This window comes from Okeania sp. SIO3I5 (genome assembly GCF_010672085.1).
Classification (GTDB): Bacteria; Cyanobacteriota; Cyanobacteriia; order Cyanobacteriales; family Microcoleaceae; genus Trichodesmium.
The window spans coordinates 1-25,809 of sequence record NZ_JAAHHT010000031.1 but is presented as its reverse complement, the minus strand read 5'-3'; the positions used below and the strand labels follow the sequence as shown (position 1 = coordinate 25,809).

19 protein-coding genes are annotated in these 25,809 nt (G+C 36.8%); 8 read left to right on the top strand and 11 right to left on the bottom strand.

Annotated elements, in window-relative coordinates; all coding sequences use genetic code 11:
• Positions 1 to 98 precede the first annotated feature (98 nt).
• On the top strand, positions 99 to 383 hold the full coding sequence (locus tag F6K40_RS09800; RefSeq protein WP_293134800.1) for a hypothetical protein: 285 nt from the start codon (positions 99 to 101) through the stop codon (positions 381 to 383).
• A 156-nt stretch (positions 384 to 539) separates the two neighbouring features.
• Here F6K40_RS09800 and F6K40_RS09795 read toward each other — a convergent pair whose 3' ends face one another.
• Both F6K40_RS09795 and F6K40_RS09790 read right to left on the bottom strand, forming a co-directional pair.
• Positions 540 to 797 (bottom strand): hypothetical protein, encoded by a 258-nt coding sequence (locus F6K40_RS09795; RefSeq protein WP_293134798.1) that lies wholly within the window; start codon positions 795 to 797, stop codon positions 540 to 542.
• 443 nt (positions 798 to 1,240) lie between these two features.
• A complete protein-coding gene (locus F6K40_RS09790) occupies positions 1,241 to 2,989 on the bottom strand; it encodes an ABC transporter ATP-binding protein/permease (RefSeq protein WP_293134796.1) in 1,749 nt (582 codons plus the stop codon).
• A gap of 1,087 nt (positions 2,990 to 4,076) precedes the next feature.
• Between F6K40_RS09790 and F6K40_RS09785 the strand changes: the two genes are divergently transcribed.
• Complete coding sequence (locus F6K40_RS09785; RefSeq protein WP_293134794.1) at positions 4,077 to 5,522, top strand: adenylate/guanylate cyclase domain-containing protein; 1,446 nt, start codon at positions 4,077 to 4,079, stop codon at positions 5,520 to 5,522.
• 321 nt (positions 5,523 to 5,843) lie between these two features.
• The gene (locus tag F6K40_RS09780) at positions 5,844 to 6,542 is read left to right on the top strand and encodes an MBL fold metallo-hydrolase (RefSeq protein WP_293134792.1); all 699 of its coding nucleotides are present in this window, start codon (positions 5,844 to 5,846) and stop codon (positions 6,540 to 6,542) included.
• A gap of 607 nt (positions 6,543 to 7,149) precedes the next feature.
• Here the strand turns inward: F6K40_RS09780 and F6K40_RS09775 are convergent.
• Entirely contained in the window at positions 7,150 to 8,379 is a 1,230-nt protein-coding gene (locus tag F6K40_RS09775; RefSeq protein WP_293134790.1) for a NupC/NupG family nucleoside CNT transporter, read from the bottom strand.
• Positions 8,380 to 8,542: 163 nt separating this feature from the next.
• Here F6K40_RS09775 and F6K40_RS09770 point away from each other — a divergent pair, with 163 nt between their 5' ends.
• The gene (locus F6K40_RS09770; RefSeq protein ID WP_293134788.1) at positions 8,543 to 8,878 is read left to right on the top strand and encodes a hypothetical protein; all 336 of its coding nucleotides are present in this window, start codon (positions 8,543 to 8,545) and stop codon (positions 8,876 to 8,878) included.
• A 48-nt stretch (positions 8,879 to 8,926) separates the two neighbouring features.
• On the opposite strand, the gene F6K40_RS09765 is transcribed toward F6K40_RS09770, so the two are convergent.
• Positions 8,927 to 9,064, bottom strand: a complete 138-nt coding sequence (locus F6K40_RS09765; RefSeq protein WP_293134786.1) for a hypothetical protein — start codon at positions 9,062 to 9,064, stop codon at positions 8,927 to 8,929.
• Between the two features lie 579 nt (positions 9,065 to 9,643).
• Positions 9,644 to 10,777 (bottom strand): redoxin domain-containing protein, encoded by a 1,134-nt coding sequence (locus F6K40_RS09760; protein WP_293134784.1) that lies wholly within the window; start codon positions 10,775 to 10,777, stop codon positions 9,644 to 9,646.
• Positions 10,778 to 11,326: 549 nt separating this feature from the next.
• On the opposite strand from F6K40_RS09760, the gene F6K40_RS09755 reads away from it, so the two are divergent.
• The gene (locus F6K40_RS09755) at positions 11,327 to 11,749 is read left to right on the top strand and encodes a GUN4 domain-containing protein (RefSeq protein ID WP_293134782.1); all 423 of its coding nucleotides are present in this window, start codon (positions 11,327 to 11,329) and stop codon (positions 11,747 to 11,749) included.
• A gap of 711 nt (positions 11,750 to 12,460) precedes the next feature.
• On the top strand, positions 12,461 to 13,822 hold the full coding sequence (gene der, locus F6K40_RS09750; RefSeq protein ID WP_293134780.1) for a ribosome biogenesis GTPase Der: 1,362 nt from the start codon (positions 12,461 to 12,463) through the stop codon (positions 13,820 to 13,822).
• Between the two features lie 15 nt (positions 13,823 to 13,837).
• Here der and F6K40_RS09745 read toward each other — a convergent pair whose 3' ends face one another.
• A complete protein-coding gene (locus F6K40_RS09745; protein WP_293134778.1) occupies positions 13,838 to 14,029 on the bottom strand; it encodes a hypothetical protein in 192 nt (63 codons plus the stop codon).
• 913 nt (positions 14,030 to 14,942) lie between these two features.
• Between F6K40_RS09745 and F6K40_RS09740 the strand changes: the two genes are divergently transcribed.
• On the top strand, positions 14,943 to 15,122 hold the full coding sequence (locus tag F6K40_RS09740; RefSeq protein WP_293134776.1) for a hypothetical protein: 180 nt from the start codon (positions 14,943 to 14,945) through the stop codon (positions 15,120 to 15,122).
• Between the two features lie 27 nt (positions 15,123 to 15,149).
• Here the strand turns inward: F6K40_RS09740 and F6K40_RS09735 are convergent, their stop codons facing one another.
• The 5 genes from F6K40_RS09735 to F6K40_RS09715 all read right to left on the bottom strand — a co-directional run bounded on the left by F6K40_RS09735 (position 15,150) and on the right by F6K40_RS09715 (position 24,045).
• The gene (locus tag F6K40_RS09735) at positions 15,150 to 19,205 is read right to left on the bottom strand and encodes an nSTAND1 domain-containing NTPase (RefSeq protein ID WP_293134774.1); all 4,056 of its coding nucleotides are present in this window, start codon (positions 19,203 to 19,205) and stop codon (positions 15,150 to 15,152) included.
• A gap of 216 nt (positions 19,206 to 19,421) precedes the next feature.
• Entirely contained in the window at positions 19,422 to 20,237 is an 816-nt protein-coding gene (locus F6K40_RS09730; protein WP_293134772.1) for a hypothetical protein, read from the bottom strand.
• 349 nt (positions 20,238 to 20,586) lie between these two features.
• Positions 20,587 to 21,570, bottom strand: coding sequence for a caspase family protein (locus tag F6K40_RS09725; protein WP_293134770.1), 984 nt, complete (start codon positions 21,568 to 21,570; stop codon positions 20,587 to 20,589).
• Positions 21,571 to 21,703: 133 nt separating this feature from the next.
• Entirely contained in the window at positions 21,704 to 22,615 is a 912-nt protein-coding gene (locus F6K40_RS09720; RefSeq protein ID WP_293134768.1) for a GUN4 domain-containing protein, read from the bottom strand.
• A 365-nt stretch (positions 22,616 to 22,980) separates the two neighbouring features.
• Positions 22,981 to 24,045 (bottom strand): glycoside hydrolase family 24 protein, encoded by a 1,065-nt coding sequence (locus F6K40_RS09715; RefSeq protein ID WP_293134766.1) that lies wholly within the window; start codon positions 24,043 to 24,045, stop codon positions 22,981 to 22,983.
• A 996-nt stretch (positions 24,046 to 25,041) separates the two neighbouring features.
• Between F6K40_RS09715 and F6K40_RS09710 the strand changes: the two genes are divergently transcribed.
• On the top strand, positions 25,042 to 25,554 hold the full coding sequence (locus F6K40_RS09710; protein WP_293134764.1) for a hypothetical protein: 513 nt from the start codon (positions 25,042 to 25,044) through the stop codon (positions 25,552 to 25,554).
• Positions 25,555 to 25,809: the final 255 nt, after the last annotated feature.

Sequence of the window (25,809 nt, the reverse complement as noted above, 5' to 3'; positions counted from 1 at the left end):
AATGAAAACTAGAATATTCCCAATCTTTCGGAGCAGTTACTAATACAGCGCTGTCTGGTCCAGCTGGAGAATTTTGGGGAAAGGGGATTGCGGGGATTTTGGTTGGGGGGTTGTTTAATCCTCCCAAAGTGCAAATTAATGTCAGGGCGTTATCGTTGGCATGGAATCTTAATCCGGAGATTAGGGATGATTTATTAAATGAGGTGTGGTCGCTTGCTATTTTGGGGATGACGGCATTCAGGAATATTGCTATTAAGCAGGCATTTATGCGGGGGCGGGATGGGATTAAACGTTTTTGGGCTGGATTGCCTGATGATGCTCGCTCAAAGTTTCCCGAATTGGATCAGGCGATTAAGAATTGGGGTAAACCGGGGAATAAATAAGCCTTGGAGTATTCAAGGTGTTGTTGAGCAAAAGATTGAGAATCTTGATGATGATAAGTTGGAAAATTTAGCAGAAGGATTTATTGAGGGGTTTTGGGAGCAATTTCGGCAAAGTGTAGAGTATATTTATGTTTAGTTTTAGGCACTAGGTAAGAGTTAAATCTTACCTAGTGTAACGATTGCAAGAGCAATAGCTTTGATATTCATATTTTTGTCTTTCTTTGCGTGTTTTAGCGGAGTGTTTTGTTTCCTACCTAATTCTTCAAACTTAACAATTTTGTTTCCGTATTTATAATCAATAAAAATACCAGAACTAAATTTGACACACACAAACTTGCAATTAATAGGGCGTTGGTAAATGCGTAATGCTTTTGTCTTAAATATCTCTGAAAAAACTATAGTTGTACAGTTCATAAATATTGAAGAACATTACCTAATCACCAACCCCATTAATAGACGTATTTGTTCAAATATCGGTAGACAAATTATAAATTGTCACCTTTTATTTCGGCGAAGTAAGCATCCCGCAGGAAATACTTACCTTACCTCGCGAATAATTATTAAAACCTAATCTATACTAATTACCAAAAGTCATCCTATACTTAGATATACTAATCTTAAATGATTTGTGAAAAAAAATGTAGGGGTTTGGTTTCCCAATCCCATCTTAGCTTGGGGGTTGCACATTAAAGAATGATAATATATTTTCAACTGTACATATATTGAAGAAATGGTTATCCAAAAATACCTACTTTCGGGTTTCATCATTCCTAATTATGCAACGCCTTAGCTTGGGGAAAGGAGACCAAACCCCTACGATAAAATCTTACAACTTATTTAGGATTCCTATACTTATTTTAAGTTGTAATAGATTGAAGTTGCCAGGATTCATCAGCAGTAATTTCTAGTAATTGTTGATGATAATTTTTTAAAGTCGGACGATGCCCAACACTAATAAATGTTGTGGATGTTTCTTGCAATTCTTGATATAAAATTTCCTCACTTGGCACATCTAAAGCACTGGTAGCTTCATCAAGAATTACATAGTTAGGTTTAGTTAAAAATAATCTGGCAAAAGCAACCCTTTGTTGTTCTCCCACTGACAAAACTTGACTCCAATTTTCTACTGCATCTAAACCACCAAATCTTTCTGCTAATTCGGGAAGATTTACTTTTTCTAATACTTGTTGTATTTCTACATCAGAAATATCTAGATTAGTCTGGGGATATAAAAGTTGTTGACGCAGAGATCCTAAAACCATATAAGGTTTCTGAGGTAAGAATAATATTTCATTCAATTTAGGTCGATAAATAGCCCCTGTCCCAGAGTTCCATAAACCAGCGATCGCTCTTAAAATTGAACTTTTGCCACTGCCACTAGCTCCCATAATTAATAATCCATTTCCTGATGGTATTTCCACAGAAATATCTCTGACTAAAGTTCTTTTATAATTAGGAGTTTTTAATGTCAAATGTTCTAAAGTTAGACGAGACTTTGCTACTGTATCAATAGTTGATTTACCTTCAGGAACTTCAAGAGATGATTCAATAGCAAATGTATCAATAGTTGATTCACCTTCAGGAACTTCAGGAGATGATTCAATAATGGCAGAAAAAGTAGATAAACGATTAATTCCAGCAGCAAATTCTGTAAGTCTATCCAATTGACTAACAATAAGTGTTAAGGAACTTAAGATAATAATAAAAGCTGTTCCTGCTTGAGTAATTACCCCTATTTCTAATTCACCAGAAAGTACACGCCGACCAATAATTATAGATGGTAATGCGAAAGTAATAAATTCATAACTATTTCTAAAAATATCTAAATATAGTTGCCATTGAATTAACCGATTAAAATTATCAAAAACATCGGTAAATAGGTTATTTGCTTGTTGTAATTCTTGTTTTTCGCCTCCATAAAAAGCTATAGATTCAGCATTTTCTCGAATTCTAATTAAACCAAAACGAAAGTTAGCTTCTCGCTTCAGTTGTTCAAAATTAATTCCTATTAAAACTTTACCAAATACTCCTGTCGTGATTACTGTACCAGCAATAGCATAAGCAACTACAAAAAATACTAATGGTTTAGAAATTGACCATAACAAAGCGCTAAAACCAAATAACTGAAATATGGCATTGAGAATAATTACAAGAAAACTCAGAGATTGGTCTGTGAAACTTTTAATATCCTGAGCAATACGTTGGTCAGGATTATCAATTTCTTGGTTGTAACTAATTTTATAGAAAGAGCGATCGCCTAAATAGCTTTTCATAAAACTATCAGTCATCCACCTGCGCCAAAATATACTAAGTTTTTGTCGGATAAAAGAGTAGGAAGACACAAAAGGTACAGCAATTACAACTGTACCAAAAAATTGTAGAATTGACTGCCAGAATCTATCAGAATCTTGAGCAGATAGTGCAGAAATAAATTCTGCTCTTTGATTCGTGAGTAATAAATTAAATACAGTAAATGTTCCCAGTAAAACAATTACCAGTAATAATAAACCCCTAGCTCGCCATTTTTGTTCTGAGAACCAATAAACTTTAGCAATTGACCAAAAATCATTTAATAAATCTAAGTTAAATCTTTTTTTCTTCGGCATATTTTTAACTATTACTAATTTAATTTTTACCTTTATTTTCCATAGATAATGTAGCAGACTATTAATTGATTGTCAATCAATATACTGTTAACTAGCTATCAGCTTTTAGCATTCAGTTAGGCTCCTGAGTGGTAACTTCGTTAACAGCTTTTATATAGCAATCTAAAATGATTTGTGAGAAAAAACTGTAGGGGTTTGGTCTCCAAAGCTAAACGCAAAGGGATTTGGAGACCAAACCCCGTTAGATAAAATCTGACAACCTATGCGCGGATTGCTATAGCTCTGCTTAAAATCTCCTTCGTTCAGGTTAAAAAAATAATCAAACTGAATCCTTACGTGCTAACTGCTTGTTTAATAAAATTCGTAAGATAGAGAAGTTGAGGATTTTAGGAAAGAGGCGAGCAGAATTAAAATTACTTAACCAATAACTCAACTTTCAATCTATATTTTGGGTTTTCAGCAATTAACAATTAACAATTAATAATTAGGTAGTGGTGTACAAGTAGTGAGATTATAAAAAAAGTCAAATTTTCCCGGAAATATGATTTCTTTGAAACTAATAATTGAAGGTGGTTTACTGTTCCCAGTTAAGAGTTAAGTGTTCCCTTTCTCTACAATAAATCACGACATCTACATGACTACCAATAATTACTTCTGCCTTTGAGTGAGAGGATTGAAACTATTCGGAAAAATTCAATGTTTTCAGCTTAAAAATAGCAGGATTTAAACCTGAATCCTTGAATTATTTAATTATAGCAATATGAAATCATTTGTGAGAAAAAAACTGTAGGGGTTTGGTCTCCAAACCTAAACGCAAAGGGGTTTAGTCTCCAAATCCCTACGATAAAATATTACAACCTATTTAGGATTACTATATTAATTATTTAGACACCTCCAATAATAAAAAAAATAAATTATCGTACAGAAATCATCAATTATTTCCCCCTAATCTATACTCCTTGCTCCCTCTTTTCTGGAGATGTCTATTGGACACCACTCAAACAAAGCTATAATTAGATAATATGCAATACTTGAATAGTGTTAGCTAAGATGAAGCAATAAATTATTTTTTTTAGTTTGAAGTATTATGGATAAACTCATTTACAGGGTGACAACCTTATTCATCCACCAACTCTACAAACGTACAGCGTTAGTATTAAGCTTAATGTTCTGCATAGGTATTACAGCTAGCTTATGGAATACTTATCGTCTCTCATCTGACCTGATTAAATCACAGGCACTTCAAAGTGCCAGTCACTATGCTGAGAGTATCAAAGAAGCTCGTACACTATACAGTTCAGAAGTAGTCCCTAATGCTATGAAAGTTGAAGGTATTAGTATGACTCACGACTACAGAACGACAGAAGGAGCAATTCCGATACCAGCAACATTTTTGATTGAACTAGGTGAGCGTATCCGGTTAAAAAATCCAGAAATGTCAGTCCGTCTTTACAGTAACTATCCTTTTCCTTCGCGTCAAGCAGAAGGTGGTCCTAGAGACAATTTTGAATACAAAGCTATCCGCCATTTGGAAAAAAACCCAGATGTACCATTCTATCAGTTTGTTGATTTTCAGGGTCGTCCCTCGTTCCGATATGCTGAAGCAGACATTATGAGACCTAGTTGTATTAGTTGTCATAATAATCACCCAGATAGTCCAAAAAAAGATTGGAAAGTTGGGGATCTACGAGGTGTTTTGGAAATTACTCAACCACTCGATGCTGTTATTGAGACAACCCATGCAGGATTACGAGATACATTTTTGACATTAGTAGGATTATCTGTTCTCGGAGTTGCCGGAATAACTTTGGTGATTTCGAAACTCCGACAGACTTCAACAGAATTAGAGCGACGTGTTATTGAACGTACTGCTGAACTGGCGGAGGAAAAGGAAAAGTCAGAGTCTCTACTACTGAATATTTTACCAGAACAAATAGCAGACAGATTAAAGGAAGGACATCATCAAATTGCTGAGGGGTTTGCAGATGTGACAATTCTGTTTGCTGATATTGTCGGTTTTACTTTACTCTCAGAAAAAATTCCCCCTAAAGATTTAGTCATATTACTCAATAAAATATTTTCAGAATTCGATTGTTTGAGCGATCGCTACGGACTAGAAAAAATTAAAACTATCGGAGATGCTTACATGGTTGCTAGTGGTTTACCTATTCCACGCACAGATCATGTTGAGGCAGTAGCAGAAATGGCGCTTGATATGCAGGAAGCGATCGCTAATTTTAATCTAGAGAATAATTGTGAACTGAGTATCCGCATTGGGATTAATTCCGGACCTGTTATTGCTGGAGTTATTGGCACGAAAAAGTTCATTTACGATTTGTGGGGTGATGCTGTTAATACTGCTAGTCGTATGGAATCTCATGGAATTCCTGGTGCGATTCAGGTTACCACTAGCACTTATAATTTATTACAGAATAAGTATATTTTTCAGGAGCGTGGTGTTATATCTGTTAAAGGAAAAGGGGAAATGAAGACTTATTTATTGGTTGGGAGAAAAATAGGAAATAGGGAGTAGGGATTAGCGAGATTTGGGGATTGAGCGTATCGAAGTATTTTTAAATTATTGCTTCAATCCACTTCCGACTGCGTTTTATATCAAGTCTCATTAATTAGCCATAATAAAAATCTTCTTCTCTCGCGCGCGAGAATATTTTTCGCTCCCTACTCCCTACTCTCTACTCCCTACTCCCTACTCTCTAAAGTCAAATTCAAGATTGACTATATTGTTAATTTAGCTGTATACTAGACAATAATGTATAGCAGTCAAACTATCTGATATACAACAACACAAATTTTGAATGTTAAATATTGAAATCAATTTTAACCAAGGAAAAAAATGCTATTACGTCAATTATTTGATCGAGAAAGCAGCACTTATACTTACTTAATTGCTGACTTGAGTACCAAAGAAGCAGTTTTAGTCGATCCAGTTTTAGAACAGGTGGAACGGGATTTTCAACTCATTAAAGAACTGGGACTCATACTGCGCTATTGTTTAGAAACCCATATTCATGCTGACCATGTGACAGGAACAGGGAAATTGAGAGAATTAACAGGTTGTGAAGGAATACTCCCCAAAAATGCCAAAGTTGATTGTGCAGATCGGTTCATTCGAGATGGAGAAGTCTTAAAAATAGGAGAAGTTGATATACAAGCGATCTTAACCCTTGGTCATACAGATAGTCATATGTCCTATCTCGTAAATAATATTAGTGTTTTGACAGGAGATTCTCTGTTAATTCGAGGTTGCGGTCGTACAGATTTTCAAAATGGAGATGCGGGAACACTTTATGACTACATTACTCAGAAACTGTTTACTCTACCAAATGCTACTTTAGTTTATCCTGGTCACGATTACAAAGGCAAAACAGTCTCTACCATTGAGGAAGAAAAGCAGTTTAACCCTCGCTTTGCCGGACATAATCGGGCTAGTTTCATTGAACTTATGAATAATCTTAACTTACCCAATCCCAAAAAAATAGCAGAGGCGGTCCCTGCTAACCAAGGTTGTGGTCAAGTGGCAACTACTATCTAGGACTTGCTGAAAAAGTATGCTTGGGGTTTGGGGAGGAGTCAGGAGTCAGGAGTCAGGATAAATGCGAATTATAGAGGAGACAGTCGGAAAAATTATCCCTTAATTTTTCTGCCATAATCAGCCTAAAATACTAACTTTTTGCAGCTCTATCCACCGAAAAGCTGGTACTTTTTTCGACCTAAAAAGGCTAAAAGCTTTATCTGTAAATGCTTTTAGATTTAATCAGCAAGCCCTATCTAATATCATGTCTGTTTGAATACTTATATCATGTCCGGTTTAATACTTACTCTTTGGAGGAGGTAAGGCAGAAGGCAGAATGCAGGAGGCAGAAGGAAAGAAAAGGTTAGAAGGGAAAAGGTTTTTTGATCACTGATTATGCGGACATGATATTACACTTTGGAGGAAGTAAGGCAGAAGGAAAGAACAGGTTGAAAGGGAGAAAGTTTTTTGGTCGCGTAAGCGGAACGGAGTTCTATCACGCTCTGATCCGGACATGATATACATCACTTCCCACTGTTATGAGGTAAACCCCGGAGCGGGTAATATCCCCGCACTACAAGATTTTCGCCATTTATCTTGTACATCACCCCAAATATGCTGTAAATCTCTACAACAAGATTCCTGCGATACAAGCAGTCATAAAACAAGCAATAGATCCACCAATCATTGCCCTAACTCCTAATTTTGCTAGATCGTGCTGTCGGGATGGTGCAATAGAACTAATTCCACCTATCTGTACCGCAATGGCACTAATATGAGAAAACCCACATAAAGCATAAGTTGCAATAATTTGCGATCGCTCAGAAATAACGTTTACTGTTTCCCCTTTTTGAGCATTTTCAATCAGTGTCTTTAAATCCAAATAAGCGATAAATTCATTCAAGATCGTTTTCTTTCCTAGCAAAACCCCCACTTCAGGACAGTCGACCCAAGGTACTCCCATCAACCAAGCAACAGGTGCAAATAATATGGAAAAAATCCACTCCAAGGATAACTGAGGCAACCCCACACCAGCACCTATCCATCCCAATAGTCCATTTACCATTGCAATCAACCCTATAAAAGCAATCAACATTGCTGCCACATTGACTGCTAATTTTACTCCTTCTTTAGCACCTACTGTTGCTGCATCAATAACATTTGCATAAGTTTGGTTTACCTCTACCTTTACCGTTCCCGCAGTCGGAGACTCTTCTGTTTCTGGCAACAAGATTTTTGATATTGCCAATGCTGCGGGTGCCGACATTACCGATGCAGCAATCAAATGTTCGGCAGGTACTCCAAAAGAAATATAAGCTGCCAATACTCCTCCAGCAACTGTAGCAAAACCACCTGTCATCACCGCGTGTAATTCTGAAAGAGTCATAGTTTCCACATAAGGTTTAATGAGCAACGGTGATTCGGTTGAACCCACAAAAATATTAGCGGAACAAGCGAGAGATTCGGCGCCGGAAGTTTTCATCGTTTTCAGCATTATCCATGCAAATACTTTGACTACCTGTTGCAAAATTCCATAGTGATACAAAATAGTAATTAATGAAGAGAAAAAGATAATTGTTGGTAGTATTTGGAAGGCAAAAAAGTGGTCGAGATAGCTTTCTCCAAAGACAAATTTTGCTCCTGCATCTGAAAATTTGAGTAACTGACTAACAAGATCGGCAATAAATTTAAACACTGCTAAACCTGTTGTGCTTTTTAAAATTAGCAATGCAAATAATAGTTGTAAACTTATTCCCCAGAAAACAGGTTGCCACTTAATTGCCTTTCTTTTTGCAGATAACAGAATAGCTAAACCCACAAAAACTATTAATCCTAGTGCTGATATTAATCTTTCCACAATTAGTTAAATTTCCTCTAATTTATTCGACTATTTTCTGAAATTAATCTTGAGAAAGTATAGCAGTTATTTAAAATAAGAAGTACAGTTTTAGATCCCCCCTAACCCCCCTTGATAAGGGGGGAACCTTCAAAGTCCCCCTTACAAAGGCAGGGTCAATTTATTGTCACGCCTAGAAAAAAGTAGGAGAGGGTGGGTTCGTGTGGGAAGTGTGGGAGGTGTAGGAAGTGTGGGAGGTGTGGGAGGTGTGGGAAGTGTGGGAGGTGTCACAGGTGTCACAGGTGTGGCAGAAAAATCCGCTTTTATTCATGTAACTTCCGTATCCCCATCCTCCCCCTCCTCCCCATCCTCCCCATCCTCCCCATCCTCCCCCTCCTCCCCATCCTCCCCCTCCTCCCCATCCTCCCCCTCCTCCCCACAAGGTTTTCAGGAGTTCTTTATAAGGGATAGCTTGATAAGGGGGGAACCTTCAAAGTCCCCCTTACAAAGGGGGATTTAGGGGGATTGTGAATGTACCTCATAACTATGGGAATTGCTATATATCAGATTAAATTTTTACTCTAGATTTGCATAAACAATTATCATCAGGAGTGAGATAGAAAATTTTGGTTTGATTTTTCTGTTTTTCTAGTTGTTCTTGACTTTCTTGTAATAGCAAATCTTGTTTAGAAGTTTTTTCCTTCACATAACGCCTATAAATTCTCAAACTCACTCAGGAATTACTTCTAAATTTTGAATTCTCAATTCTCAATTCTCAATTCTCAATTCTCAATTCTAAGTAACGCCTATAAATTCTCAAACGAGCATCAGGAATTACTTCTAAATTCTCAATTCTCAATTCTCGATTCTGAATTCTAAATAACGCCTATAAATTCTCAAACGAGCATCAGGAATTACTTCTAAATTCTCAATTCTCAATTCTGAATTCTAAATAACGCCTATAAATTCTCAAACGAGCATCAGGAATTACTTCTCAATTCTGAATTTTAAATAACGCCTATAAATTCTCAAACGAGCATCAGGAATTACTTCTCAATTCTGAATTCTCAATTCTGAATTTTAAATAACGCCTATAAATTCTCAAACGAGCATCAGGAATTACTTCTCAATTCTGAATTCTCAATTCTGAATTTTAAATAATGCCTATAAATTCTCAAACGAGCATCAGGAATTACTTCTCAATTCTGAATTTTAAATAACGCCTATAAATTCTCAAACGAGCATCAGGAATTACTTCTCAATTCTGAATTTTAAATTCTAAATTCTAACTATTCAGTTTCACCACCGCATTATAATCATTCTGCGCTCTATTTTCATAATTATTCCTCGCTTCTGACTCTTTATCTCCATAGAAAAAATTCAAAAGTGCAAACCTTAAACCAGATGTCACGGGAGTAGCTTCGTGCATCAAAGAAGAAGAAAAAATCACCGCACTACCAGTATCAGGTTTGTACAAATGAGGTCCGTATTCTGGAAACGTTAAAAACCCTCCCTCATATTCCTCTACATTCAAATTTAATGTCATAGCAAATATGCGATGTATCGTACCCGGCGTAGTATTGTCTCGGTGTCTATTAAAAAAACCACCAAGACTGCCATCATAACAAGCTATTCTATACCTTTCTTGTCTAGTAACATTAAAATTAAAAGCTTTTTTAATCTCCGGAAATACCCTTGAGTTCATCACTTTATTTAAACTGTTAATAGTTTTTTCATCTCTCACAAAATGGTCTCTTCTAATCTTATGAGTGTGGTCGATATATCCAACAGTTTGCTCACCTTGTTTACGCATAAAACCTGATTCATCATTACCTTTTGTACGCCAAATATCAATCAAAGAATTACAATATTCTAGAGAAAAAACATTAGGAATTAAGAGTACCGGAGCCTGCACCTGAATATGACGCGGTTCCTCTTTAGGCAGTATATTTTTAATATCTTTTAAAATTGCTTCAATACTACTTGATAAATACTTGAGATGATAAATTTTAACTATTCTTTGGTTAGGATCGAGCAAAAAAGCTGTCCGCCTATATGGCATATTTTCCTGGTCATTATCTCCAGGAAAACAAACACCATATTGACGACTAATTTTATTCTGAGAATCTGACAGCAATGGAAAAGGAATATTATATTCTTCAGCAAATTTTTGATGAACTTTTGGTGAATCAGAGCTAACTATATAAACTTGTGAATCAAACTTATTAAAAGTAGATATTAAGTCTCGAAATGCAAAAGCTATATCTTGACAACCAGGAATTTCATCAGAGGCATAAAAAATTAGAATTGTTGGCTTACCAGCTTCATCTCTGAAATAGAATAATTCCTCCGATTGGTCGAGCAAAACAAAAGGAATAGCATGATCTCCTAAAGTTAAAGTTTTTGTGGATTTAATCATCTGAGAATTGTAATTTTCTTTAACGGTTAAGTCTATTCTAAATTTAGATAGACAATATGTATAGCAATCCTAAATAAGTTGTCAGATTTTATCGTAGGGGTTTGGTCTCCAAACCACTACAATTTTTTCTCACGAATGATTTTATATTACTATAGTTGTGAAATTAATAACAGAAGTTACCATGACTAACAAATTCAGTAATAAGTTGTCAGATTTTATCGTAGGGGTTTGGTCTCCAAACCACTACAATTTTGACTCACAAATGATTTTATATTGCTATAATTGTGAAATTAATAACAGAAGTTACCATGATAACAAATTCAGTAATAAGTTGTCAGATTTTATCGTAGGGGTTTGGTCTCCAAACCACTACAATTTTGACTCACAAATGATTTTATATTACTATAATTGTGAAATTAATAACAGAAGTTACCGAAATTTTTTGGTTTAAAGCCTCCCCTTGGATAGGGGATAATAAATAAAAATTTTCCTTCGAGTCAATCCTCTTCTTTTCAAGGAGAGGTAATTATTCATTATTAATTGTTGAACATGACCAACAAATTCAGTCAACTGCAAAATTTATTAGTAGTAAAAAATTGGCAAGAAGCGGATCGGGAAACTAGACGAATTATGTTAAAAATAGCAGGTGCAGAGCAAAGAGATAACCTGCTATTAACTCAGAAAGATATTGAGAAATTTCCCTGTAATGATTTAATTATAATTGATAGACTTTGGCTTAAATATAGTCAAAAACGTTTTGGATTTAGCATGATAAATAATATTTATCAAAAAGTCCAAAGAAACTACGCTCAACTAGCAGAAATAGTCGGATGGCGTATAGGCGATCGCTGGTTAAACTATGACAATATAATTTTTGATATTAATGCCCCAGTTGGACATTTGCCTGTGAGTTGGTTAGTGCCGACTACTTTCGGGATGTACTGGCAAGCTCGTTTTGCTCGTGTAGGTTAGGAATTACTTTTATCTCGTTTTCAGAGTTGTCAAATATCAGAGAGTAGGGAAAATGGGTTGGACGATAGGGAAAAGTTTAAATCTTCTTCTAAATCTTAAAAAAAATAATCCTACTAATTGCTGAGTGGTGACCGCTTCTTTAAAATTATTGCTATAATTAAAATTGAAATATTTTTTATTTACCTAAACTAACAGGACTTACGCAGGCGAACCGAGAAACCGGGTTTTTTCCTCAATGTTAATTGTTAAAAACAACGATTTATCCTAAAAACCCGGTTTCTTTGCGGACTTACCTAGGGGAACCGAGAAACCGATTTTTTTCCTCAGTGTTAATTGTTAAAAACAACAATTTATCCTAAAAACCCGGTTTCTTTGCGGACTTAGCTAGGGGAACCGAGAAACCGGTTTTTTCCTCATTGTTAATTGTTAAAAACAACAATTTATCCTAAAAACCCGGTTTCTTTGCGTAAGTCCTTACTAATTAAAATTGACCAAAAAATAAGGTCTCAAGCATCCCCTTTTTAGGGAAATGAAAAGAATAAACTTCAGTATTTTAAACCTCCTATTTCAGTAGGAAATACTGATAACTGATAACTGATATAGCAGTCGAAGCAAAGGTTAGGAAACTTATAAATCCTGAAACCTTCTGACAGCTTACTATTCCCTATTCCCTATTCCCTATTCCCTAGCGCGTAGCGCTATAACTGAAATATGTCCTTACCTATTGTAGCTATTATTGGCAGGCCAAATGTGGGAAAGTCCACAATTGTTAATCGCTTGGCCGAAAGTAAAGATGCCATTGTCCACGACGAACCAGGTATAACACGCGATCGCACGTATCGTGACGCATATTGGCGAGACCGAGAGTTTCAGGTTGTGGATACTGGAGGTTTAGTATTTGATGATAATACGGAATTTTTACCCCTCATCCGCGAACAAGCTATGGCCGCTCTAGCAGAAGCAAGTGTGGCCATTTTTGTCGTAGATGGACAAACGGGTATTACTGGCGGTGATGAAGAAATTGCCCAATGGTTACGTCAACAATCTGTTCCGACTCTCCTAGCAGTTAATAAATGCGAATCTATCAAAGAAGGATTGACTCAAGCTGCTATGTTTTGGGAATTAGGTTTAGGAGAACCTTATCCTATTTCTGGTATTCATGGCAATGGTACTGGGGAATTATTGGATGATTTAATTACCTATTTACCGAGCATAGAAGAAATACCTGAAACTAATGAAATTAAAATAGCAATTGTTGGTCGTCCGAATGTGGGTAAATCGAGTTTATTAAACGCATTTATTGGGGAAAAACGGGCAATTGTTAGTCCGATTTCTGGCACTACAAGAGATGCTATTGATACTGTAGTTGAACGCAATGGCAAGACTTATCGTTTGATAGATACTGCCGGAATTAGAAAGAAGAAAAATGTCGAATATGGAGCAGAATTTTTTGGGATTAATCGAGCTTTTAAAGCTATTCGTCGCGCCGAAGTTGTGCTGTTTGTAATTGATGCTTTAGATGGGGTAACAGAGCAAGACCAAAAATTAGCAAATCGGATTATTGAAGATGGTAGAGCCTGTGTTATTGTCGTGAATAAATGGGATGCTGTAGAAAAAGATACTTATACTATTTATACTTACGAACAGGAAGTAAAATCGCGACTATATTTTATGGAATGGGCTGAGATGATTTTTGTTAGTGCATTAACTGGAAAACGAGTAGAAAAAATTATAGATTTGATTGATAATGCAGCTAATGAATATCAACGTCGAGTCACAACTTCAGTAATTAATGAAGTATTAGAAGAAGCAGTTAGTTGGAATTCTCCTCCGACTAGCCGTCAAGGGCGTCAAGGTAAAATTTATTATGGAACTCAAGTAACAAGTAAACCACCAACAATGGCATTATTTGTTAACGATCCTAAACGTTTTCCTGACAATTATCGGCGTTATATCCAAAGTCAATTTCGTCAACATTTAGGATTTACAGGTACGCCAATAAGAATACTTTGGCGTGGTAAAAAAGCTAGAGAAGTAGAACAAAATACTGTTAATAGAGCAACTCGTGTTTGAAGAAGGAGTCAGGAGTCAGGAGTCAGGAGTCAGGAGGAAAGAAAGAATAGCGGTTGCTATATAGGCGATCTGTAGGGGCGAATGGCATTCGCCCTTACTAGATATGGGGGTTCTGCGTAAGTCCTGTCGATCTATTGGACAATAGTTACAGCAGTGTTCGCGATCGCTGATTTTTCCGAGATTGATTTTTATGGCTTTATTGGACAATAGTTACACCAGTTTTGGCGATCGCTGATTTTTCCGAGATTGATTTTTATGGCTCTATTGGACAATAGTTACAGCAGTGTTCGCGAGCGTTGATTTTTATTTATCTATTGGACAATAGTTACAACAGTTTTCGCGAGCGCTGATTTTTCCGAGATTGATTTTTATCTATCTATTGGACAATAGTTACAGCAGTGTTCGCGAGCGCTGATTTTCATTTATCTATTGGACAATAGTTACAGCAGTTTTTGCGAGCGCTGATTTTTCCGAGATTGATTTTTATTTATCTATTGGACAATAGTTACAGCAGTGTTCGCGAGCGCTGATTTTTCCCAGGTTGATTTTTATTTATCTATTGGACAATAGTTACAGCAGTGTTCACGAGCGCTGATTTTTATTTATCTATTGGACAATAGTTACAGCAGTTCTCGCGAGCGCTGATTTTCATTTATCTATTGGACAATAGTTACAGCAGTTCTCGCGAGCGCTAATTTTGATTTATCTATTGGACAATAGTTACAACAGTTTTCGCGATCATTGATTTTTCCCAGGTTGATTTTTATGGCTCTATTGGACAATAGTTACAGCAGTGTTCACGATCATTGATTTTTTCGAGATTGATTTTTATGGCTCTATTGGACAATAGTTACAGCAGTTTTGGCGATCGTTGATTTTGATTTATTTATTGGACAATAGTTACAGTAGTTCTCGCGAGCGCTGATTTTTCCGAGATTGATTTTGATTTATCTATTGGACAATAGTTACAGCAGTTCTCGCGAGCGCTAATTTTGATTTATCTATTGGACAATAGTTACAACAGTTTTCGCGACCGCTGATTTTCATTTATCTATTGGACAATAGTTACAGCAGTTCTCGCGAGCGCTGGTTTTTCGGTAGAATTCAAGACTGTAGGGGTTTGGTCTCCAAACCCTCCACCAACTTGGAGTTTTCACCAATACTGATGGTAGAATTATATCACTCCGATTTATCGGGAACCGTAGCCAGCGGATTTGATATAATTAGAAGCTCTCGTAGTATTGCTTTAGCCCGCCAGATAGATAATGTGGTTGATTATAATTATCCTCAATTTGGATAATTTTTCCTCCTAGCTGAATGCTGAATGCTATAGATCACACAGACGACGCTCTTCTTCAGTAACGTTGGGATTGTGCTGCAAATAATTTCTCACCCAGTCGCAGCTACGTTCCATTAACCAGTCAAAGTCTATATTCCAGACTTTGACGGTTTTGTCATAACTGCCAGAAACAATGGTTTTGCTATCGTTACTGATACTGACGCTTGTGACCCAGCCATCGTATCCTGTGAGAGTGTGGTTCTCGGCTCCCGCTTCGAGATTCCAGACTTTGATTGCACCTTCTAAACTGCGAGAAACAATGGTTTTGCTATCGTTACTGATACTGACCCTTGTGACCAAGCTATCGTGTCCTTTGAGAGTGTGGATTTCCTCTCCCGTTTCCAGATTCCAGACTTTGATAGTTCTGTCTAAACTGCCAGAAACAATGGTTTTGCCATCCTTACTGATACTGACGCTTGTGACCCAGCCATCGTGTCCTTTGAGAGTACGGATTTTCTCTCCCGTTTCCAGATTCCAGACTTTGATAGTTCTGTCTAAACTGCCAGAAACAATGGTTTTGCTATCATTGCTGATACTGACGTCCCAGACCAATTCATCATGTCCCGTGAGAGTGTACAACTCAGTTCCCGCCTTGAGATTCCAGACCTTGATGGTGGTGTCACTACTGCCAGAAACAATGGTTTTGCTATCGTTACTGATACTGACGCTTGTGACACTGCCACCGTGTCCTTTGAGAGTGCGGATTTCTGCTCCCATTTCCAGATTCCAGACTTTGATAGTTCTGTCTAAACTGCCAGAAACAATGGTTTTGCTATCGTTACTAATACTGACGCTTGTGACACTGCCATCGTGTCCTGTGAGAGTGCCGATTTCCTCTCCCGTTTTCAGATTCCAGACTTTGATGGTCTTGTCATCGCTGCCAGAAACAATGGTTTTGCCATCCTTACTGATACTGACGCTTGTGACACTGCCATCGTGTCCTGTGAGAGTGCGGATTTCTGCTCCCATTTCCAGATTCCAGACTTTGATGGTCTTGTCATCGCTGCCAGAAACAATGGTTTTGCTATCGTTACTGATACTGACACTATTGACCCTGTTATCGTGTCCTGTGAGAGTGCGGATTTCCTCTCCCGTTTTCAGATTCCAGACTTTGATGGTTTGGTCTGAATTTATGATCTTACCAAATAAAGGGCCCCCACTGTCATTATCGGTCTTTCTGTCATCACTGCCAGAAACAATGGTTTTGCCATCATTACTGATACTGACGCTCTTGACCCAGCTATCGTGTCCTGTGAGAGTGCGGATTTCCTCTCCCGTTTCCAGATTCCAGATTTTGATGGTTTGGTCATAACTACCAGAAACAATGGTTGTGCCATCATTAGTGATACTGGCGCTTGTGACCCAGCCATCGTGTCCTGTGAGAGTGCGGATTTCCTCTCCCGTTTCCAGATTCCAGACTTTGATAGTTTTGTCATCACTGCCAGAAACTATTGTTTGACCATCCTTAGTGATACTGACGCTATTGACCCCGTCATCGTGTCCTGTGAGAGTGCGGATTTTCTCTCCCGTTTCCAGATTCCAGACTTTGATGGTGTTGTCATAACTGCCAGAAACAATGGTTGTGCCATCATTAGTGATACTGGCGCTCTTGACCCAGGCATCGTGTCCTGTGAGAGTGCGGATTTCCTCTCCCGTTTCCAGATTCCAGACTTTGATAGTTTTGTCATCACTGCCAGAAACTATTGTTTGACCATCCTTAGTGATACTGACGCTATTGACCCCGTCATCGTGTCCTGTGAGAGTGCGGATTTTCTCTCCCGTTTCCAGATTCCAGACTTTGATGGTGTTGTCATAACTGCCAGAAACAATAGTTTTGCCATCGTTGCTGATACTGACGCTTTTGACCTTGCTATCGTGTCCCTGCAAACGCTCCCGCTCCCTGCCTTCATAAATATTGCCTATTAGGGCACCTAAAACCTGTGGGTCTTTTGCTTGGTATTTTTGCAAGATTTTTCCTGCTCGAATAGCCTCCAAAAAAGCATCTAAATCTTTTCCTTGACTCAACAGAGACATAGAATTTCGGGCGCGAGAATTTGCTAGATTCAGTTGTGCTTCTTTTTTCTGGTTCCGGGCTAATTTTCTCTGATTCCGGGCTAATTTTCTCTGATTCCAGGCTAATTTTGTCTGATTCCACGCCAATCCAGCAGCAATAATCGCGATGACAGATGCAACACCAAGAAATATTGCTCTTACAAGCAGCTTTTTATTGGCTTGCTTTTGTTGTACTTCCCTGGCTTTCGATTCTTCCAGAGCTTTTGCCTGTGCTTTTGCTAATTGCTGTGCAGTTTCCAAATCTCGCCGCTTTCGTTCCGCCTCCACTTGTTGAAGTTGATCGCGCTCTCCAACACTCTCCAAAATAAATAATTTCTCAACTCCCAAATCCTCCGATCGCTCCTGCAACTCCTCTTCTGCTTTTGCCAGAGCTGCACCGCGCCACAACAAATCCTGATCCCGACCATTTGCTTCCCATTGTCTCATCGCCGATCGCAATTGTTCTTGCCAAGACCTAAATTCTCGATCTACTTCCATCCATTCTCTCAACCGCCCCCAATTTTTAACCAAAGCTTCATGGACTACCTCAACCGTTTCTTGTTCAGAATTATTTTCCGTGGCACCGACAATAACAGCACGACTGGTGACAACCAACCGTGCATCAGCTAATTTTCTGACTAGCTCCCAGTTGCTCTCATTTAATTCTGCCTTCGTGGCAACCCTGCGAGTGTCTTCTGTTCCCTCCCCTGGTTGCACTAACTGAATAAAAATTCGGCGGACTCGTTCTTTTTCTTCTGAATTAAGTTTGTCAAACTTGTCATCTGCATAACGAGTTAATGCCCCTGAAACTTCTCCTATTTCCTCATAAGAATTATGGGTTAAAATTTTACCTAGACGTTTTTGCCAAAGTTCAGTTAAAGCAAACTCTAATAAAGGTAAATTGCCCGGTTGTTTATCAACATCTTTGAGAATACGTTCAACTAATCCTGCTTCAAAATTTACCCCCAATTTTTCGGCTGGTTTTTCAATAATTTCTCTCAATTCCTGCCAATTCATAGAACGAATTTTAACATCATTTCGTAATACCTCAGCTAATGGTGGATAAGCCAAAACATTCCCTAAAAAATCCGCCCGCATCGTGGCAACTAATACAGTAGATAAAGAAGATTTTTCCCGTAAAGATTGAAAAGTATTTAAGAGAAGATCCAGAAAATTCCGGCGGATTTGTTCGTCCCTACAAAGAGAGTAAATTTCCTCAAATTGGTCAGCAATTAATAAAGTCCGACTTTGGGGATAATTATGTTGTATTTGCTCAAAAACATCAGATAATAAAACAGAATTATCTTGAAAATAACCAGCTAATTTCCGAGCTTGAGCTATACGGTCAGTTTCATCAAGATTTGTCGCATAGAGCGGAACTAATGCTTTAGCAAGACCATGAAAAGGGTCTGTTCCCGGACGAAAATGGGTAAATTTCCAATTTCCTACTGTTAATAATCTCGGCACTAATCCAGCAAAAATCACAGAAGACTTACCACTTCCAGAAGCACCAAGAACCGGAATAAAATTGTTAGTTTGAGTAGCTTCATAAAGTTCTTCAATAAATACATCTCGCCCAAAGAAATATTCGGCATCTTCAGGACCAAAACTAAATAATCCTCGATAGGGACAGGGTAAATTATCAGTTTCTTCTGTGGTATTAACAGAGGCAGTTGTTGTTTCCTCTCGATAATAATTGTAGTAGTTGTAGATAGTAACTTTTCCAGTGGGATTAAAAACAGCAACAGCTTTCCCCTGTCGAAGAACTTCCACAACAGCTTGAATAGCTTCATTGTTCCAGTTGAGGTAGTAGCGATCGCCAATATGAATTTCTCTACCTTCATCAATAGAAACATTAAATTTCCCCAATTGTTGTAGAGTTTCTTGATCATTATTTAGGAGTAATTGACGCAAAGATTCCAGGTCAGAATTATTCCAATTACCCGATTGAATGCGATTTATAATATCATTAGGATTATTAGAAATTGCCATTTTTTATCTAACTATTATTTATTAGCAGAACATCAATCATTAGAGTTAATAAGACCTACACAAAGCAATTCTTAAGCCCCCCTTTCAAAGGGGGGTTTGGGGGGATTAAACTCCTCCAGATCTTCAACAAATTGCTATAAGAAACCGGGTTTATTGCCCCGAACATTGTCTTTCAAACGGCGAAATTGATAAACCCGGTTTCTGCGTAAGTCCTAGTTAAAAAACTTGCAATACCTCACTTATTTTTGACTGAATTAACTGTTTAGCTTTCTCTGCTGCATAATTATTTGCACTATCATCATGTCGAGCTACATCAAGTTGAATATTAGTAACTCGTTCATTAATCATTTCAAATTTAACTGTAAAGTTTCCATACGGTGTTTTATTACTTCCCCAAGGTGTATCGACTCTTAAACCAAAAGTATTAATTTCTTTGTAAACTTTTGAACTCCATTTTCCAATGATAGTATATTGTTGAACATGGCGATTATTTTCAGTAGAGTCATGGGGACTTTCTAGAGATACATCTTCTAACCAAACGTTATAGGAATAAAAGCTTCCAGTTTGGCGATCGCCTTCTTCTCCTTGTAGTCGAGCATTATTAAGTTTGGTGACTAATAAAGTAGCATTCTCAGGAAATTCATTTGGATACTTAGGGATTTTGGGCTGCGTTTGATTGATAGATGGTTGCGGGTTAAGTTGATCATGTTCCTTTATTTGATCCATGTAAACAATATAGATCATACCCAACAATAGAACCATAACAATAAGAATAAAACCCATTCTAGTTGTTTGACTGGCTTTCTTCTCTTTGAGAATCTCTCGAATAGTATCTAAATCAAATTGCTGAATAACTTGATTGCCGATATGAATTCCTTGCCCTTTACCGACATTAACAATGGTTTCTCCTAGCTGAAACTCCATTTTCTCATTGCTAGAAATAGCCTTTTTTAGCTGCTTCAGATCCGATGGCGTTTCTTTGTCTTCAGCAATTCTACCAAGAATAGCCTTTATTTCCTCTGTAGTAATCATTGGATCAATTTTTTGTTATTAATTAGTTTTTTGTGACAAATTATAACAACTATTTTGGTGTTGCTAAATGAAGGGATAAATTTTTTTGGAAAAAGGTAAATTCCTATACAAAAGTTAGTAAATCAACTCTTTTATTTTCTTTTTCTCCAACCCATAATTCACCCCGTAATATCATGTCCGGTAGCATCGGTATTGTAAAAGGGTAAGAATTCATAAATTTGGGATGAAGGCTTGATTTATCTTGGAATTAAGGGTATTAACCCCGAAACAACTTAAAATTTCCTGTAGATATTCACCCTTTGTTTTACACAAACGATACCAGCGGACATGATATAAATAGGCAGCACCATTATTTTTGAATAACATCACCGATGTGCATATTTCTTGCTTTATCAATATTGATAATAAATTTGCCATGTTGCTCAATATTATCAGCAATTTTGTTAATTTTTTGAGTTGCTTGAGGTTGAATCTCTGACCACCCTTTATTTGGTAAACCTTTTCCACCCATAAGTTTAGCAATTACAAAATCTTCAGCATTGGTCATATCAGCAATAGGAATTTGCTCTTGTTTATACTGTTCCATTGCACTATTAGGAACAGCTTTACCCAAATGTTGAATAAGATTAGAGACTGTAACTTCTGTATCACCCGGTTTATTACTAGCTCCATGCAAAGCCTCTAGAAAATGGTGAGTATAGATACTTAACTTTTTATCCGAGCGTATCCAAGATTTCTGTTCCCCACGAGAAGAAGCTAATACCACACGACCTTTACTTTCCATAAATTTTTTCAGCAAACTTGGCTCTAGAGAAACTGCTTTTAATCCCTTTAACTTTTCTAACATTGCTTTATCCGCACTTAAAATATCTGCCGGATCTTTTGAAGTAGCCATTCCTGCAGCGTGACAACTATCAATAACAACTAGGAGTTTTTCTGCCGTAATTTTTCGTAAAGCTTCAATAAAACTGTCAGCCCCAAGTGCTGAATTTGGAATATCTCGTGGATCAATATCATGGGGCAACAAATAGTATTGGTTATCTGCCACATTCAAATCACCATGTCCAGAGTAGTATATAAATATCGTAGCTTTAGGATCTGCTTCTGCTTGCTCTTTTAACCATTTTAACCCCTCTAAAATATTGTCCCGTGTTGCATCTTTGTCATTTAATACTCGAATATTGCCTTCTGGATAACCACATAATTTAGGGTCAACCAGCGCAGCATAAATAGCTTGAGTATCTTTAACAGTAACAGGTAAAGATAAACGTGGATATGCAGATTCTCCCACACCAATGAGTAAAGCATAACCATGAGAAAATTTTTCAGACATTTGATTTTTCCCTTAATTTATAGAGTAATGGTTTGTCAATACCTAATATTTACAATGACCTAACTCTAAAAACCGGATAATTTTATTCCAGGAGTGAGCTATCTACCTTATCATTTCAGCTATCATTTATCTATTATCTACTACCACCACAAATTGTTAGTCGCGCTTTCAAAGCCAAAAAAGTTTCCGCTGCCATCATTTGTCCTACCCCATAACAAGCACGTCGGCGCCAGATAATTATCGGTAAGTGACCTTCCGGAGCTTCCAAATTAAAAGACAATTCATCATAATATTTCCAATTTTCTCCATCTCGCCATCCCAAGCGATCGCAAAATTCTCCATATTCCCCACTCGCACTTTCCCATATACGTTGTTGCACATTCAAGCCAAACAACCCATGACTATAATATTCCCAAAGCCAATCAATAGTACAAATGTCTGTGCAAGGAAAATTCTCAATATCTGTCAACTGTAGCCAACCTTCCTCCTCCCTGAGAGTAACTTGCAGCAACAACTCCCAGGTAAGTTCATCCGCTTTTCGCCATTTTCCAGCAGCCAAAAGATTAATCAGCGGATTATAATCTATTCCCACTTCCGACATTGGTGGTTCCGGAGTTGGCATAGCATTCAACTTTTCATTAATATTATATAGAGTTTCTGCCAACGTCTCCGGGTTAAGTTGTTCCAGATGATAAAGTACCCATTGTAGTTGAGAGTTAAGTTGAAAGCGTTCTATTGTTGCCTGATGTAACTGAGCTTGTATTTCATCCAGTTGCTTTTTTAAGTCTCTATAATTTTGATTGTCATTTACCCCATCCGCAGGTGCAGTTGGTAAACCAGAATTGCTATTCTGATCACTAGAAATTTCTGCAGCTTGTACAATTTGCCACATTTTTCTCGCCCAGTTTAATTTTGCTTGTTCTTTTTGTTGGTAAATTTCTGCTGTAGCAAAAAAAGCCGCTTCAGACGTTAAATTCCAGCCACAAATAGAGCAATACTCTGGCACTGTTTCAACATATTCTGCACCGCAAATAGGACATAACATAATTTTTTTCTTAATACAAAATCAGTTTAAAAAAATGATAACCTTGTAGGGAAATTGTATGCAAAATCCCTACTTTACCGAATAATTAATAATTAATAATCAAAGAATTCTTGCATTATTAATTGGTAAGTATTTAGCTGTAAGTTATCAGCTATCAGCTATAATTTATTAACTCATTATCTCATTATCTCATTATCTTGGAAGCAGAAATTAGTCTTCAAGGAGAACTCAAAGTTACTACTACAATATACTCTTTTAACCAGAGAAAGAATTATTCATTATTTGCGCTCTTGCTGACTGCTAATAGCTGAATACTTACATTAATTGCTCATTATTAATTGTTAATTGCTGAACTTCCCTATTCCCTACTCCCTATTTGATTTATATAGAGCCAATTTTTCTTCATAAGTTGCTACAAGTTTAGGCATAAGTCGTTCCACATCTATTTCCGTTTCCCCAAATGAAGGCCAGACCATATATAACTTTCTAAAAGCTTCTTCTATTCTCCCTTCTTCAATATCTTTCAGAGCATTTTTCTCTCGAATCAATTCTATAGCTATACGATCTTGATAGATAGGACTAAAATTCTTAGCCTCAACTACAGGAGCAAACCTATCCCAGGAGGTACTCAAAAACTGATATCTACCTGCCGCATCAGAACAAAGTTCCTTGCCATTGCTAAGGGCACATTTTAGTTCTCTCGGATGGTCTTCAAAACTAGAAAAATGACTACCTGTATATTGACGATAATAACCTTGAGGCCCTGTTGTCCCTTCTGTGACAGAGATTGTATCCAGAAAAGCTCTGATTCTGGGAACATTGACTGGATAAGCCCAATTTTTAGTTGGATCGATTTTAGGCATAACTGCTGATGTTACTGACTCATTTTCATCGCCATTTGCACTCCTACCCACTTGTCGAAATAGTTGTGAGATTGCCATAAATAATACGAAAATAATTAATAGGAAGGAAGCTAGTTGTAGGTTCAATAATTTATACCAATTTAAGGGCTTTTTCTGCATTTTTCGAGTAGTGCGGTAATTCTTAATTTTGTCTTCAGAGGAAGCTGATTTTTTAAAGTTTGTAGTCATCACAGACAATGTTTTTTTTTGAGTAGTAGGTTGTTTTTGAGTAGTAGGAAGTATACCAGTTTGCTGACAAAATTTGAGTAGAGAATTAATAGTTTCTAGTCGTTTTTGTTCATCAGATTCCCTATGGTGAGAATCAACACTCCGCACATTTGCAAATGCTATAATATCTGCTGAAGTTACTTTTTCTAGTGGTTTTCTGACAAAATTCAGAAACATTTGAGCTATATATAAATGAGAAGATTGCTCTATAGGAGGAATTTGTTGTAACCAGATATTTATTAACTCAAGGTCTGAAATTTTTCTAGGTTGACTTCTTTGTTTTGTTTGTTGGTTATACATACAGAATTTAGAATTTAGAATTTATCCAGGGTATAACTACTATGAAGTTTACCACCTAGAGAGTTTAGAATTTAGAATTTAGAATTTAGAATTTATCCAGGGTATAATACCAATTACCAAAAGTAATGCTATACTTCAGCTACACTTCAATAATTAAATATTTACCAAGATTTAAAGTATGTTTTTGACAATTTAAGGTAAGTTAGTATATACTTTTCCTACTTTTCCTCTCCCCACACCTCCCACACCTCCCACACTTCTCTACCCAATCATATATAGCATTCATGCATGAGAAATGGTATAACTACTATCGGGACTTAAACAAAATCAACCCAAAAAACAGGCTCAAATATAGACAGGCAGAGGCTTTTACGTCAAAAAGGCATAAATCTTGAATTACCAACGGTTCTAGACATTTTTAGGGCATTGACGTAATTCCCTTATTTAGATAGACTTTGAGGCATTTTTCTGAGCAGAAAATATTTAAGTACCACTATGAAGTTTACCACCTACAGAATTTAGAATGAAATCTGTGCACACTCATAGCAATTCACTGTAGGTATGTCATTTCAGTTATCAGTTATCAGTTGTCATACCATTTCTCTGTAACAATGCGCTTAATAATTCTTCCCCAGACTTGAATTTTACTAATATCTGTTATCTTTTATTAAGCGCAACTTCATGGAGAATTGGTATCACAAATAGTTTCCAACTTCAAATCTCAAATAATATCATGTCCGGTTGAATAATTATAAATAAGGAGGGAGGAGTCAGGAGGTAGGGACGTTTCGCTGCGCGACATGAAACGCATTTTTGTTATGCAACGTCCGTACAGGAGTCAGGAGGGTTTCTTCCAGTTGTGACTTAACTCTATACACAAACGATGCTACCGGACATGATATAATTACCCGAAACTATTGTCTTATCAAGGTTTTGATATGAGATAAAATAAAAAAATTAAGTTCTTCAACCAAGTAATTTAACTCATAAAAATTTATGTTACAAATCGAAAAAATCCAATTCATTGCCAAATCTTATTCCCCACAAGAACTTTTTGCTGCACTTGTTTGGCAACGTCAGTTTAATCAATTTTATGGAGAAGAAGTAATTAGAGATTTGCAAAAAAATTCTACTTTATGGGCAAGTTTTTTATTCACAAAACCGATTTTTGCTCCCGATGAAAATGGCTTGAGTTTTAGTGGTTTAATCGATACACTTTTAGCAATGGCTAACTATCGCCCTATGTCACGTGAAAATATAATTCAGTTTGTATATTATCCTGCTGATACACTTTATATTCTTACTGAAAATCAAGCAACAATAGTATCGTCACTTTTAGACTTGGGGAAAAAATGGCGTGCTGATGCTGTAGATATTATTGATGGTATAAATGAAGAATATGCTTTCCGACTTCAACGGTGTCTTAAAGCTCGATTAACAGAAGGATTAATGAGTGAAAATAAACCTTACCAACGAGATGCTGTTGTTATTTCTTATTGGTGGGATTAAATTTTAACCAAATCAGAATTTATATATGGGAGAAAAGGTAATTTCAGTTATCAGTTATCAGTTCCCAGTTATCAGTACCTCTGCAATAATGAGGCTTTACGTAAGGAATATTCTCTTTTTTTATCCCCTTAAAAGGGGAGACTTTATACCTTAATTTTTCAATTTTTAGGTAATTATTAATTATTAATTATTAACTGCTCCCAACCTATCCCTTGATAACCAAAATTAAACAATTCGGGATGTAAAATTTCCGCA